At 37.6% G+C, this 15,302-nt stretch carries 11 protein-coding genes; 8 read left to right on the top strand and 3 right to left on the bottom strand.

Going from position 1 to position 15,302, the window contains the following annotated elements:
• The gene (locus tag ECA01S_RS06180; RefSeq protein WP_067392715.1) at positions 1-945 is read right to left on the bottom strand and encodes an AraC family transcriptional regulator; all 945 of its coding nucleotides are present in this window, start codon (positions 943-945) and stop codon (positions 1-3) included.
• Positions 946-1,070: 125 nt separating this feature from the next.
• On the opposite strand from ECA01S_RS06180, the gene ECA01S_RS06175 reads away from it, so the two are divergent.
• From ECA01S_RS06175 to ECA01S_RS06145, 7 genes are all read left to right on the top strand, one after another.
• On the top strand, positions 1,071-2,345 hold the full coding sequence (locus ECA01S_RS06175) for an ABC transporter substrate-binding protein (protein ID WP_067392712.1): 1,275 nt from the start codon (positions 1,071-1,073) through the stop codon (positions 2,343-2,345).
• 109 nt (positions 2,346-2,454) lie between these two features.
• The gene (locus ECA01S_RS06170) at positions 2,455-3,321 is read left to right on the top strand and encodes a carbohydrate ABC transporter permease (protein ID WP_067392710.1); all 867 of its coding nucleotides are present in this window, start codon (positions 2,455-2,457) and stop codon (positions 3,319-3,321) included.
• Entirely contained in the window at positions 3,321-4,145 is an 825-nt protein-coding gene (locus ECA01S_RS06165) for a carbohydrate ABC transporter permease (protein ID WP_067392707.1), read from the top strand. Before ECA01S_RS06170 ends, ECA01S_RS06165 begins: the two co-directional genes overlap by 1 nt.
• A 9-nt stretch (positions 4,146-4,154) precedes the next feature.
• A complete protein-coding gene (yicI, locus tag ECA01S_RS06160; RefSeq protein ID WP_067392705.1) occupies positions 4,155-6,410 on the top strand; it encodes an alpha-xylosidase in 2,256 nt (751 codons plus the stop codon).
• Between the two features lie 209 nt (positions 6,411-6,619).
• A complete protein-coding gene (locus ECA01S_RS06155) occupies positions 6,620-8,146 on the top strand; it encodes a glycoside hydrolase family 43 protein (RefSeq protein ID WP_067392703.1) in 1,527 nt (508 codons plus the stop codon).
• Positions 8,136-9,608 carry a glycoside hydrolase family 1 protein gene (locus ECA01S_RS06150; RefSeq protein WP_067392700.1) on the top strand — a complete coding sequence of 491 codons (1,473 nt, stop codon included), beginning with the start codon at positions 8,136-8,138 and terminating at the stop codon, positions 9,606-9,608. Before ECA01S_RS06155 ends, ECA01S_RS06150 begins: the two co-directional genes overlap by 11 nt.
• Position 9,609: 1 nt before the next feature.
• Complete coding sequence (locus ECA01S_RS06145; RefSeq protein WP_067392697.1) at positions 9,610-11,613, top strand: beta-galactosidase; 2,004 nt, start codon at positions 9,610-9,612, stop codon at positions 11,611-11,613.
• 97 nt (positions 11,614-11,710) lie between these two features.
• Here the strand turns inward: ECA01S_RS06145 and ECA01S_RS06140 are convergent, their stop codons facing one another.
• Together ECA01S_RS06140 and ECA01S_RS06135 are read right to left on the bottom strand one after the other, a co-directional pair.
• The gene (locus tag ECA01S_RS06140) at positions 11,711-13,486 is read right to left on the bottom strand and encodes a sensor histidine kinase (protein WP_067392695.1); all 1,776 of its coding nucleotides are present in this window, start codon (positions 13,484-13,486) and stop codon (positions 11,711-11,713) included.
• Positions 13,487-13,501: 15 nt separating this feature from the next.
• On the bottom strand, positions 13,502-14,137 hold the full coding sequence (locus ECA01S_RS06135; protein ID WP_169792763.1) for a YesL family protein: 636 nt from the start codon (positions 14,135-14,137) through the stop codon (positions 13,502-13,504).
• 219 nt (positions 14,138-14,356) lie between these two features.
• On the opposite strand from ECA01S_RS06135, the gene ECA01S_RS06130 reads away from it, so the two are divergent.
• Positions 14,357-15,301 (top strand): ABC transporter permease, encoded by a 945-nt coding sequence (locus ECA01S_RS06130; RefSeq protein ID WP_067392691.1) that lies wholly within the window; start codon positions 14,357-14,359, stop codon positions 15,299-15,301.
• Position 15,302: the final 1 nt, after the last annotated feature.

The following is a 15,302-nucleotide window of genomic DNA, read 5'->3' as shown; positions in this document are numbered from 1 at the left end:
TTATAGAAGTGTCAAGTTATTGGGGGCTTTTCGATAAGCGGACGGGGTTAAACCAGTTTCTTTTTTGAATACCGTGGTGAAGTAATTGGCATCTTCAAAGCCAGTTTCAAACGCAATGTCTATAATTTTATGCTGAGTATTTAATAATAAATACTCAGCTTTTTTTATTCTCGACTCATTTAGATATTTGAAAAACGACATCCGAAAATTTTTTTTGAAGAAGCGACAGAAGTATTCTTTACTAAAACCCATATGGTTGCTAATCATCTCAAGAGAAATATGTTCTTGATAATGCTCTTCAATAAATAGAACAATTTTTTTGCAGCGATAAGAGGTGAGTTCATCTTTACTTTCATAATATAGATCAAAATTAAATAAGTTGTCTTTTTCTCGATATATACAACGAAGAAACTGTAATAGATTTGCTTTTAACGATAGCTCATAATAAGGCTCTTTTAAAGCAAACTCTTCGATTATAGCTGTAACAGACATGCGCATATCTTCAATTGACATTAAAGTATCTGTAGCTTGGAAAATATGTGAGGTGGTGTGTTGAATAATCGGATCAATATAAGACTGTTGGACGATATCGGAAAAGTGACTTTCGATAAAAAATGAATCAAATACGATTGCAAAAAAAGCACAAGGATTTTGTTCAAAATTTATAGCTTCATGTAATAGATTGGGAGGGATAAAAATAATGTCATCTTTTTCGGCAATAAAGTGCTTCCCTTCAATAATGACTTCCATTTTACCACTTGCAATGTAAAGTATCTCTATTTCTCGATGCCAATGAGTATGAATCATATTTTTTCTATTAGGTTCATGATTCGTATAGTGGACGGCAATAGGAAAAAGACTATTGCCATGTTCGGTAATTTCTTTAAGAGAGTGATCGATATCTTTTTCACTGGGATTAGGTGAAAAAACATGAGTTTTGGTCATAAAAGTCTCCTTCAAGCTCTAAAAGTCAATATTTTAATATATTTATACTAAGATAGCGATTACATGTCAATAACTTAATCAATATAATTGGAAATGTCTTTAAAAGAAATATTGGAGGGGAAAAAATGAAGAAGCGATTATTTATATCAGCAATTGCAGTAGCATTACTAGGATTGACAGGATGTGGAAGTTCAAACGAAAGTGGTAGCGAAGGAAAAACCACCTTGGAAGTATTCAATATCAAGACGGAGACTGCGGAGCAAATGGATGCTTTAGTCGCTAAGTTCGAACAGAGTCATAGTGACATTGAGATCAATATGACAACGGTTGGTGGTGGCACGGATGCTACGGCTGCTATGCAGTCTAAGTTTTCTTCAGGTGATGAGCCCGATATTTTTATGTTAGGTGGTTTATCCGACACGCAAACATGGGAACATAAATTGTATGACTTAAGCGATACCGAGCTTGCAAAAAATGCTATTGAAGGAACACTGGAGGGTGCAACCCTCAATGACCAAGTTCTAGGGGTTCCAATGAACATTGAAGGATACGGTTGGCTTGTTAATAAAGAAATTTTTAAAAAAGCTGGTATTGATGTAGCAAACATTAAATCTTTTTCAGATTTTGAAGCAGCCGTAAAAACCTTAGATTCTAAGAAATCTGAATTGGGCTTAGAAGGAGTTTTTGCTTTTAGTGGTGGAGAAACGTGGGTTACTAGCCAATTTAGTTCTAACTTTATTGCGCCAGAATTTAAGGATAGTTTGGTAGATACCTACGAAGCAAAAGAGTTGAATTTTACTTATGGGGATCAAATGAAACAATATATTGATTTAGCCGCTAAGTATAACGCTGGACCATTAGAGTCAATGGACTACAGCACTTCAGTAGAAGAACTATTTGCTGGTGAAAAAGCAGCAATTGTGCATCAAGGTAACTGGATTGTACCGACATTAAATAGTTTAGACCCAAGTTTTGCTAAGGAAAAACTTGATATCGTGCCAATGTTTGTCGCCAATCCATCAGAAGGAAAGGTTGTGGCAGGACCTGCTTGGTATTGGGGCGTTAATAAAGACAAAGATCAAGAAAAAATTGATGCTGCGATTGAGTTTTTAACTTGGATGTATACCGATAGCGAGGCGATGGATGTAATCATTAATGATTTTGAGTTTATTCCAGCCTATACCAACTTCTCTAGTGACGCTATCACCGACCCACTATCTAACAAGATTTATAGCTATCTAGCAGATGGCAAAACAGTTCCGTGGGTTCACAATTCATATCCTGATGGCTTTGGACAGAATGTGATTGGTGTACAGATCCAAGCATATACTGCAGACCAAATTACTTGGGATGAATTCAGTAATACGCTAAAAACAACATGGAAGGACGAACGTGAATAGAAAGCTGTTGAAATAGATAGCGACAGGTTCGTCTGGTCAAAAATCTGACGAACCTGTCACTTTTATTAACTGAGATTAGCAGACTTCAATTCTAAAAGGTGGGACAACAATGTTAACAAATAAATCAAAATCATTTTGGCTCTTATTATTGCCAGCGCTAATAGGCTTGGGCATCGTATTATTCATTCCTCTTGTGGTTGGTTCTTATTACTCATTGACCGATTGGAATGGAAATACTGTCGGCAACTTTATTGGCATTGATAATTATATAAAAGCATTCAAAGATCAAGGTTTTATTGATAGTCTCCTATTTACCGCAAAGTTTTCGGTGGTCAGTGTAATATTGATCAATGTGATTGCGTTAGGACTTGCCACGTTAGTAACGCAAAAACTTGGCCGTTGGACCACTGTTTTCAGAACGGTCTTTTTTATGCCAAATTTGATTGGCGGAATCATTCTCGGATTTATCTGGCAGTTTATTTTCAATAAAGCATTTACAAGTATTGCTGATTTGACCGGAATCGATTTTTTTAAGGGCTGGCTAAGTACCCCTGAAACAGGGTTTTGGGGATTAGTGATTCTATTTGTCTGGCAAATGAGTGGCTATATGATGTTGATTTATGTGTCATTTATTAACAACATTTCGGAAGAGATTTTAGAAGCTGCCGATATGGATGGCGCCTCCCCTTTGCAAACATTCTTTAAAATCAAACTGCCTATGTTGATGCCGGCATTTACGGTAACACTGTTTTTAACGTTATCCAACGCGTTTAAGATTTATGATCAAAACTTGGCATTAACCCAAGGTGGACCTTATAACTCTACCCAAATGGCAGCAATGAATATTTACAATGAGGCATTCACTATGCGAAAAATGGGTTTTGCACAATCAAAAGCAATTATTTTTCTAGTGATTATTGTCATTATATCAGTGATTCAGATTTCAATTACTCGTAAGAAGGAGATCAGTGCTTGATGAAAACAAAAAGAGCATACAAAAAAATTGCGGTGATCTGTACAGGGATTATTTTTTCACTTATTTGGTTCTATCCCTTTTTCCTGATTGTAATCAACTCATTTAAAACAAAAGCAGAGATTTTTCAAAATACATTGAGTCTGCCTAAAGGAATCGATTTCAGTAATTATACTACTGCGATTGATAAGTTAGACTTTCTGAGAAGTGCTATGAATTCTCTCTTAATTACTGTTGGGTCGTTAATCCTTATTATATTTGTTTCTTCTATGGCAGCGTATGCGTTATCAAGAAACACAAGTAGGCTGAGCGGCATCATCTATTTTGTGATTGCTATTGGGCTATTGATTCCATTTCAAGGAATTATGATTCCCTTGATTTCGCTGTTTGGTAAGGTAAGCATGCTAAATCGCCCGGGATTGATGATTATGTATTTAGGTTTGGCAACAAGTATGGCCACTTTTATGTATTATGGTGCATTACGCGGTGTACCCAAGTCACTCGATGAGGCGGCAATCATCGATGGGGCAAGTACATTTCAAATTTATTGGAAGGTTATTTTCCCACTGCTAAAGCCTACGACAGTTACGATCATTGTATTGAATTCCTTGTGGTTCTGGAATGATTATTTGCTACCATCATTGAGTATCAACAAAGAGGGAATGTATACGATACCTTTGAAGATGTTCTATTTCTTTGGTGAATTTAATAAGCAGTGGCATTTAGCATTAGCAGCATTAGTAATTGTCATTTTACCAATTATCATTTTATTCATATTATTACAAAAACACGTCGTTAAGGGAATATCTGATGGGGCGGTTAAATAGGAGGAACTCATGAAATTTACAGAAGGATACTGGCTGACAAAACAAGGCTATACATTGAACTATCCGAAAGAATGTCGAGATTATCAAATTGATGAAGATAGCCTTACCCTGTATTTACCGTATAAAAAAATCGAACAACGGGGCGATACGCTGAATATTGGCATGACAACGTTGAAATTAGAATCTCCGCAAGAAGACATTATCAAGGTTCAGCTTATTCACCATGATGTTAACGATCTAACCCCTGATTTCAATCTGAATAATCAACAACCACAAATTGAGATTTTAGATGAGACGGATAGTTTGATATTCAGATCTGGTAATATTTCTGCACAAGTCGCTAAAACTGGTGCATTTCAATTAGATTTCTTTGGGCAGGATAGACTGTTAACCTCTTCTAAACCACAAGCCCAGGCGGAAATTTCAGGAATAGATGGCAAGCATTATATGCGGGAGCAGCTATCTCTAGATCCCTATGAATATGTTTACGGCATGGGAGAGAGATTTACAGCGTTTACTAAAAATGGTCAAACTGTTGATATTTGGAATGAAGATGGTGGCACGGGCAGTGAAAAAGCTTATAAAAATATTCCCTTCTATCTAACAAACAAAGGCTATGGGGTTTTTGTTAATCATCCGGAGAACGTTTCTTTTGAGGTAGCCTCTGAAAATGTTTCGCGCACACAATTTAGTGTTGAAGGTGAAAAACTTGAATATTACATTATTTATGGACCAACAATGAAAGAAGTTTTACAGAAATATACAGACTTAACAGGGAAACCAGCATTGCCACCTGCTTGGTCGTTTGGACTATGGTTATCTACTTCTTTTACGACGGATTACAGTGAAGAAACAGTTATGAAATTCATCAATGAAATGCAAATGCGTGAGATTCCTTTTGATGTCTTTCACTTTGATTGTTTTTGGATGAAGGAATTTGAGTGGTGTGGTTTTGAATGGGATCGCAAGATGTTTCCAGATCCTCAAGGATTATTACAAAAAATACATGACAAAGGTTTGAAAATTTGTGTTTGGATTAATCCTTATATTGGGCAGAAAGCCACAGCTTTCAAAGAGTGTAAAGAAAAAGGCTACTTTTTGAAAAAAGCTGATGGCAATGTTTGGCAATGGGATCTTTGGCAAGCTGGCCAAGGAATTATCGATTTTACGAATCCAGAAGCTAGAGCATGGTACAAGGAAGAGCTAAGAAAATTGGTTAACATGGGTGTTGATTCATTCAAAACAGACTTTGGAGAACGTATTCCGACAGACGCAGTTTATTATGATGGTTCAGATCCAGTAAAAATGCATAACTACTATGCCTATCTTTATAATGAAGTTGTTTTTGAACTGTTAGAAGAAATAAAAGGGGAAGGCAATGCGGTTGTTTTTGCACGATCAGCTTCTGTGGGATCACAAAAATTCCCAGTTCATTGGGGTGGCGATAATTTATCTGTGTATTCATCTATGGCGGAATCCTTACGTGGTGGACTTTCTTTTGTCATGTCTGGGTTTGGTTTTTGGAGCCATGATATCGGCGGATTTGAAGAAAATGCCTCAGAGGACATCTACAAGCGGTGGACGCAGTTTGGCTTGCTATCAACACATAGTCGGTATCACGGGAATATTGAATACCGAGTGCCTTGGAATTTTGGAGAAGAGGCAGCGGCAGTTACCCAAAAATTCTCGAGCTTGAAAAACTCTCTGATGCCGTATATCTATAAAGAAGCGGTAGTTACTTCTAAGACTGGGGTACCGCTGATGCGGCCATTAGTTATGGAGTTTGAAGGTGACTATACTGTTCATACGATAGACAAACAGTATATGTTTGGCGAAAATCTTATGGTGGCCCCTATCTTTAACGAAACAGGAAATGTACAGTTTTATCTGCCTGCCGGTAGCTGGACGGATTTTCTGACGAATAAACAATATAGTGGTGCCGCATGGTACCAAGAAAATTACGACTATTTCCATCTCCCGCTATTGGCTAAGGAGAACAGTCTAATTGTTGTGGGGAATGATGAGACCACTGCATCATATGATTATGGAAAAGATATTACTGTTCACGCATTTGAAATTACTGAAAAAGTTTCAACTACGGTATGCGATAATACTGGCAAATTAATTGGAGAGATTACGATTGAGCCAACGACGGATAGCTATAGTGTAGAATCTAAAAATTTAGAAAACGTAACTGTTATTTTTAGAAATAAGAAGTTACCTAGTATGCAACAGCATGCACTAGGCTCGCTTTACCGAACTTAATAGAAAGCAAATAAGTCTAAACTGAAAATATGTGTCCTATTAGTATTTGAATATACTGATAGGGCACATATTTTGTTTCGCAAAATATTTATTCGCCGACGGGAAATAGATGTTACTAAATGTCTAATTTATACATAAAGATGTCTCCTTTGTTGGTAATCATCATCTGTAAATCATGATACTTTATAACTTATAAAGGAGGCGCTTACATGAAGTATGAAAATCCAATATTAACAGGATTTTATCCTGATCCTAGCATCTGTTTAGTAAAAGAGGACTATTATCTAGTTACGAGTTCATTTGAATATTTTCCAGGTATCCCTATTTTTCATAGTAAAGATTTAGTGAATTGGCAACAAGTTGGTCATGCAATCACACGAAAAGAGCAGTTACAACTATCGCAAAAAATACCAAATGCATTTGGTTTGTATGCACCTACAATTCGTTATATTGCTGGTAGGTTTTATATTATTTGTACGAATGTCTCTCCAGATATGCCTAAGTCTGGCAATTTTCTGATTTGGGCAGAGGATCCAACCGGTCCATGGTCAGATCCGATTTGGTTGGATCTGCCAGGTATCGACCCTTCACTTTTCTTAGATGATGATGGGAAAGTCTATTATTGTGGGGCATCAGAAGGAATCTTTGCTTGTGAAATTGATCTAACAAATGGTCACTGTTCCTCACCTAAAAAAATCTGGAACGGAACCGGAGCGGCTGATCCTGAAGGGCCACATTTGTATAAAAAAGACAACTTTTATTACCTTTTGATCGCGGAGGGAGGAACTGGCTATGGACACATGGTCACCATGGCTAGAAGCAAATCCATCTACGGGCCATATCAGAGCTGTCCAAGTAATCCAGTACTAACAAATAGAAGTTTGCCAAATTCAATTCAAGCGGTTGGCCATGCTGATTTATTTCAGGATATATTGGGAAATTGGTGGGCTGTCTGTCTAGGTATCAGACCATTACCCTTTTTCCCAAGAAAGCATTTGCTAGGACGAGAAACAAATTTAGTACCTGTTGAATGGTATGGTGACTGGCCTAAGTTTGGCAATGAGGGCAGCCTAGAACAAGTTGTCGAAACAAGTGCTATTCAGTCGGAGCAGAGTTTAGAGACTGTCCACTATGATGACTTTCAAACCACAATTGGCATGGAGTGGAATTCGCTGTATGAGTATGATAAGAAAAATGTCCATCCTTCTTCAAATGGACTAGTACTGCAAGGTCAGGCTGCTGATCTCAACCAAGAAGCAAACGTATCTTGGCTGGGTCGTCGTCAGCAACACTTTGATTTTTCTGCTACTGCAAAATTCAAATTTCCAGATTTGATAGATAAGGAAGAGTTTGGTTTAAGCATTTATTTGAATCGACAAGCGCACTACGATATTTTCGTATGCAAAAGAGATGGTAATTTGCTGGTTGGTACCAGACAACAGGTTGGTCCTTTTTCTAATGTAAAAATGGAAGAATACTCTGGTGAATCAGTTTACCTTAGAATAGTAGGAAGTACAGATAGCTACCAGTTGTATGCTGGAATGGACAAAAATAGATTAACGAAGTTAAGTGCTGGAGAAACAAAATACTTAACAACAGAAGTTAGCGGTGTTTTTACAGGGCCCTATATTGCCTTGTATGCGACAGGAAATGGTCAAGATATGAAAGCACCCGTGTATTGTGAATGGTTTGAATATCAGCAAAGAAACGTACAGGAGGAAAATCATGTATCATAAAAAACTAGATGTATTTCCCGAAAATTTTTTGTGGGGTGCTGCTTCTGCTGCTTATCAAATAGAAGGCGCTTGGAGGGAAGATGGGAAGGGGCCGTCTATTTGGGATGATTTCGCTCGTATTGATGGTAAAACCTTTGAAGGCACGAATGGCGATGTAGCGGTAGACCATTATCATCTTTTTTTGGAAGATGTAGCATTAATGAAAAAAATGGGGCTAAAAGCTTATCGATTCAGTGTCGCTTGGAGCCGAATCATTCCAGATGGGGATGGTGAAATCAATCCTCTAGGACTAGATTTCTATGAAAAGTTAGTCGATGCGTTAATTGAAAATAATATTGAACCAGTTCTTACTCTGTATCATTGGGACTTGCCAGCATCATTGCAGGAACGCTATGGTGGTTGGGAGTCACGAAAAACAATCGATGCATTTGTAAAATACTGTCGGGCGCTTTATGAACGGTTGGGGAATAAAGTCCAGTATTGGGTTACAATGAATGAACAAAATGTTTTCATTCCATTGGGTTATCGTTGGGCTGCTCATCCACCAGCTGTTACAGACCTAAAAAGAATGTATGCCGCAAATCATATAGTGAATTTAGCAAATGCAGCTGCCATTAAGTTATTTAGAGAGCTTGTTCCTCAAGGAAAAATTGGCCCTAGTTATGGGTATGGTCCTATCTATCCCTTGACTGCAGACCCTAGTGATGTGTTGGCGGCGGAAAATGCTGAAGCCTTCAACAACGAATGGTGGTTATCTGTGTATTGTACAGGTAAATATCCTAAATTCGTCATGAAACAATTGAAAAATCTAGGCATTGCCCCGGAAGTCTCACCCGAGGATGAAGTTCTTTTACAGAGTGTACGACCAGACTTCCTAGGTATTAACTATTATCATGGCGGGACCGTTAAAACCAATAGATTAGAAAAAAAAGATGATACGGAGAAGCAATTTTCGAAGACCGATCCCTACTTGATGCAGCCTAAATCCCAACAAGCTTTGACTCCAGAAACGCCGATGTTTAATGGTGTAGAAAATCCATATCTAACGAAGACGGATTGGGGTTGGGAAATTGACCCTGTTGGATTCAGAATTGCACTTAGAAGAATCCAATCACGTTACGATCTACCTATCTTTATTACGGAAAATGGGCTAGGTGCTGCTGATTTGCTAACTCCTGATAAGCATATTCACGATTCTTACCGAATTGCATACTTAGAAGAACATTTATTAGAACTGGAAAAGGCGATTACAGATGGCGTTGAAATCATTGGTTACTGTGCTTGGTCCTTTACAGATTTGCTAAGTTGGCTCAATGGCTATAAGAAACGTTATGGTTTTGTTTATGTTGATCGTGATGAACATGATGAGAAGAATTTAGCACGTATACCTAAGGATAGTTTTTATTGGTACCAAAAAATTATTGCTACAAATGGGGAATTATTACAGGAGGCTGAATCATAAAATGTCCTATTTCAAAAATATGCTATTTGGTGGGGATTATAATCCGGAACAATGGCCGGAGGAGATTTGGTTAGAAGACATGAGAATATTGAATTTAGCATCGATTAATTCTGCTACAATAAACGTCTTTTCATGGTCTCAATTACAACCAAGTGAGGAACAATATGATTTTTCTACGTTAGATAAAATTATCGAGATGTTGATAGCTCATAATTATCAAATCGTTTTAGGAACGTCCACTGCGGCCTTACCAGCCTGGATGAGCCATCGCTATCCCAATGTGAACCGCACTGATTTTGAAGGTAGAGCACATCGCTTTGGTCATCGACATAATGCTTGTCCCAATAGCCCAGTATTCCGCAAGTATAGTGCGCAATTGGCCGGAAAGTTAGCGGAACGTTATGCAAACTTGGATAATCTCGCTTGTTGGCACATCTCCAATGAATATGGTGGGGAATGTTACTGCGAAAATTGTGCTAAAGCGTTTCGCGTTTGGTTAAAGAAAAAATATACGACGCTTTCCGCCTTAAACAAGGCATGGAATATGACGTTTTGGAGCCATACTATTTATTCGTGGGAGGAAATCGTAGTTCCTAATGCACTGGGTGATGCGATTGGAACTGAAAAAACCGCTTTTGCGGGAATTTCTCTAGACTATCGCAGATTTATGTCAGACGCTATTCTTCAAAACTTTAAAGATGAAAAGGCTGCAATACGTGCCTATGATTTACTAACACCAGTAACAACTAATTTGATGGGAACGTATAAGGGACTAGACTATTTTAAGTTTGCCAAAGAGATGGATATCGTCTCTTGGGATAGTTATCCTAGTTATAATACGCCAGTAAGCTTTTCTGCTATGACTCATGATTTAATGAGAGGGTTAAAATCAGGGCAACCTTTTATGCTTATGGAACAAACCCCTAGTCAGCAAAATTGGCAACCATATAACTCCCTCAAACGGCCGGGACAAATGCGCAATATGAGTTATCAAGCTGTCGCTCATGGTGCAGACACGGTACAGTTCTTTCAATTGAGACGTTCAGTAGGTGCGTGTGAAAAATTTCATGGGGCAGTTATCGATCATGTAGGGACTGAACATACTCGTGTTTTTGGTGAAGTGGCACAACTAGGTACCGAACTTGCTAAGTTGGGAGATACGTTATTGGATAGCCGAACTCCTGCCAAAGTGGCAATTATTTTTGATTGGCCGACATACTGGGGACTAGAGTATGCTAGTGGACCAACAGTAGAGTTAAGATATGTGGAACAAATTCATCATTACTATCAGAGCTTCTATGAACGAAATATTGATATTGATATGATTGGGCTTCATGAAGACTTTAGTAAGTATACGCTTGTGATTGCACCATGTTTGTATATGATAACCAACGAACAAGCAGCTAAAATAACCGATTTTGTTATGAATGGTGGTCATTTTGTAACAACAATGATGAGTGGTTTAGTGGATGAAACGGATAATGTTCATTTAGGTGGTTATCCTGGTCCTTTAAAAGACCTTTTGGGAATCTGGGTTGAAGAGTTTGACGCGTTGCCTCCTGAGCGAGAATATCAGGTTATTTTTAAGGATGGTACGGAATCTGGTTGTCGAATGCTCTGTGATATTTTGCATTTGCGAGGGGCGACTTGTTTGGCAAAATATGGGCCGGGGGAATTTTACCAAGATAGTCCCGTAATTACAGTCAATCGCGTTGGCGCGGGTCAGGCCTACTATGTTGGGACCATGTTGACGGGTACCGGAATGACGTATTTAGTTGAACAAGTTCTAAATCAGCTGGATATCCCTGAAATCAACACTCCGACTGGAATTGAAATTAAACATAGGGAAAAGAATGGTCAAACTTTTTCTTTTGTGTTGAATCATTTAGATCAGAATGTAGCATGCACATTACCTTTTGACGGAATCGATTTACTTACTGGGAAAAATATTGAGAGAGATATTGAGCTGGCACCTTATGATGTCAAAATCATTGTAAATAAATAAATAAAGAGCATCAGAGCAAGTGTAGTGCCCCCCAAAAGTTAGACTATGAATCTTACTTTTGGGGGGCGCTTCAGTTTATAAATGCTCTGATACTTTTTTATTGGAATGAAGTAGTCATTATTTTTATCTGGAGTCTGACCGTGGTTCCGTCATTAAGCTGACTACTAATCTGCATACCATATTCTTTACCATAAAAGAGTTTAATTCGATTATTAACATTTCGGAGTCCAATGTTTTTGGTATTTTCAAGATCATTTTGCTCAATATCCTTTTGTAAGCGTGTTAAGCGTTCAGCTGGGATGCCGCCACCATTGTCCGTAACAGTAATGATCAACGTTTCCCCATCCTTCTGAATTTGCAGAAGAATTTTTCCAGGCCGTGTTAATCCTTCGAGTCCATGGCTAATGGCATTTTCTATTAAAGGTTGTATCAAAAGCGGCAAAAGTACCATTTTCGTGGGGTCAATTTGTTTATCAATTTGATAATAGAGATTAACGCGATCACCAAATCGCATTTTCTGGATAGCAGCATATACTTCAATTGCCTGAAGTTCATCCGCCAGAAGGGTGATTTTTTTTCCTTCATTATCTAATGTATACCGCATAGATTTAGATAATAACTTGATTGAGTCTGCAACTGTTCGATCTTGATTTTTCAAAGCCGTCATACGAATCGTTTCTAATGTATTAAAAAGAAAATGAGGATTGATCTGACTAGCTAAAATACTAAATTCCATCTGCTGTTGCTGGTTTAACAGCTCTTGTTCATGGATTTGTGATTGATAAATCGCTTCTTCGTTCTTTTTGATTTTTTGGACAATCGTATGAAAATCTAAAGAAATTTTTGAAATTTCATCATTTCCAGAGATATTGCCGAAGAACTCATAGTCTTCAAGCGCGGCATGGTAGACGGCTGATTGTAACTTTTTGACGCGATCAACAAAGAAATTCGCAAAAATTAATACTAGAATAAAAGTTGTAAATAGTACAAGACCTAAAAGACTAGCCCACTTCAAAATATTACTTTGTAGGTTAGCGTAAGCTAGTCGGTCAATCGAGTTGATATATAAAGTGTCAGTATCGTTTCCAAGTGAGAGTGCTGTCGAGGCAACTAGTAGTTGTTGGTTATTAACTTCAATAAATTGAGTTTGGTCAACTTTGTCTTTGGTGACTTTAACAGGCCTTTCCCCTAGATTATGCAAAAAATCACTATAAAAAAGATGTGAACTATTTAAATAAATCTGATCTTCATAGTTAGAATTATTGATGCGATTTCGCAGAAAATTGTAATCCATCGTAATAGCTAAAATGGCTTTTTTATCTGAGAGAGGCAAAGGTAGTGCTTTGTATAAAATCAGCCGGTTTAAAGAATCTGTGGAGGGCTGCAGACGCCAAAATTCATCAGAACGAGCCGAAGCTTGTTGAAACCAAGTTGATTTCTTATCAGCATCTGTCAATAAAGAGAAATTTTTATGATTAGCTAAAGTAGTATTACTAGTGTAAATTTTCAAGCTATGGATTGAAGTTTCTTGAATTTGCAAGCGATCAATATATGTATAGTGATTAATAGCTTGAATGGCTTCCCCATAATCTTGATAGTTATGACTCAATAGATTTCGGAGATCAGTATCTGTAGACATCGAATGCGCAATATTCTTGAATGTATTAGTTGATTCAAAAATGACGGAACGGACGCGTAGTGCATCAGTCATAGCTAAATCTTGATAACTATTTTTAAGCTGTTTATAGGAATCATAAATGAGATTTCCACCAATCACTAAGGTTGAAAGAAAAATAATTGGTAGATAAATAATAAACAGCTGCTGGCGAATGGAATAGTCAGATAAAGAGCGTATCCATTTTCGTTTTATCATATTAGCAGTGCTCCTTTAGCTGTGCTGTTGAAAGACTGAAAGCAGTAAAAATGCACTGCAATAAAAGGAAAAGGCAAATCCGACTGATAGAATCGGAATTTTAAATCCAGGCATTAAAATCATTAAACAAAACAGTGTCAGGGGAATCAAAAAGAGTGCACCGATTTTCACTGGATGAGCAATTGGAAGCAGTAGCGCATTTTTTAGTAGCTGTTTGATGGGCGTTTCATAACGAACAACTAGACTAGTGGCTACTAGCCAGCAGATAAAAAAATACACCGCGATGAAAGCAGCTAACAGACCAATAATAGTGCCCAAGATATTTTGTAAGGAAAACCAGAAAAATGAGGCAAGAACTAGCAGAACGATGGGAACTCCAAAGCAGGCAAAGATGATGGTAGCTCTACGCCAGTTTTTTATAAAGCTATTAAAGTAGCCTTTTAAAAGATACCCTTGTTCGTGATCTGCATATCGCAGACTGACATCCAGCATAGCCGCTGTGGCGGCACCAATTGTTAGGACTGGAAGGCAGCTTAAAATAAACAGAAAATTAAGTGCGATAAATTGACTAGCAAGTGTGATTCCTTTGAAAAAGGAACTGTCAGGATTGAATTTCATAGTTGTGTCACCTCTTCTAAAAGTTGTTTCCATTTTAGCATCTTTAGACGTCAATTAGAATTGTCTCCCTTTTAAAGAATACCTTTTACAAACGCTTACAACCCAATACTTTGGGGTGTTTGAGCTTATTTTTATAGCAAAAGAAGTCTATTTTGTATGGTAAACAAGTACTATTTTGTCGGGTGGCAGTGTGAGAAGTAGATGATATTATCATTTATGTAAAGCGGTTACAAATGATGAGGGGGAGAAAAGATGGAACTGCAACAAAAAATCCCAAAAAAGAAAATTAGCAAACGAGTGAGTCGCGAAGGTAAAATCATGTTCTTTACGATCGTACCATTTCTGGTACTTGTTTTCTTGTTTGCCTATTTTCCACTTCATGGGTGGATTTATTCTTTGTATGATTATAAACCGGCATTAGGATTATCAGGAAGTGAATTTGTAGGTCTGAAGTGGTTTAAAATGTTGGTATCTAGTCAAACGCAGATTGATCAAATTGTGCAAGTGATGAAAAATACTTTTGCAATGAGCTTTTTAGGAATTGCTACCTCAGTTTTACCGGTAGGATTTGCAATTCTTTTAAATGAAGTAAAATGTAAGTGGTTTAAAAATATTGTTCAGACACTTACAACCTTACCAAACTTCATTAGTTGGGTACTGGTTTATACCATTGCATTCAGCTTGTTTTCTAACACTGGGCTAGTCAATACATTATTACAAGAATGGGGTTTTGTTACGGATCCTTTAAAGTTTTTGGATAGTGACAATCATACTTGGTTGATGATGTGCTTATGGAATGTTTGGAAAGGACTTGGCTGGGGGGCCATCATGTACCTAGCGGCAATTGCAGGAATTGATCCGGAGCTATATGAATCGGCTCGAATCGATGGCGGCAATCGTTTTCAATTGATGCGACACATCACTCTACCGGCTCTTTTACCCACCTATCTTGTTATGTTGATGCTTTCTATCGCTAATTTATTGAACAATGGAATGGATCAATATTTTGTTTTTCAAAATGCTTTCAATAAAGAACATATTCAAGTTCTAGATTTATATGTATACAATATTGGTCTTGGCGGAAATAGTTTATCGTTGGCAACGGCTATTAGTATGCTGAAAAGTGTAATTAGTGTGGCATTATTAGCGGTTGTAAACTTTGCCTCTAAAAAAATCCGTGGCACATCAATTATTTAGT

Origin of the sequence: Enterococcus canis NBRC 100695, from assembly GCF_001544375.1 — a bacterium.
GTDB lineage: Bacteria > Bacillota > Bacilli > Lactobacillales > Enterococcaceae > Enterococcus_H > Enterococcus_H canis.
The sequence above is the reverse complement of the archived record's forward strand: the minus strand, read 5'-3'. Positions and strand labels throughout refer to the sequence as shown.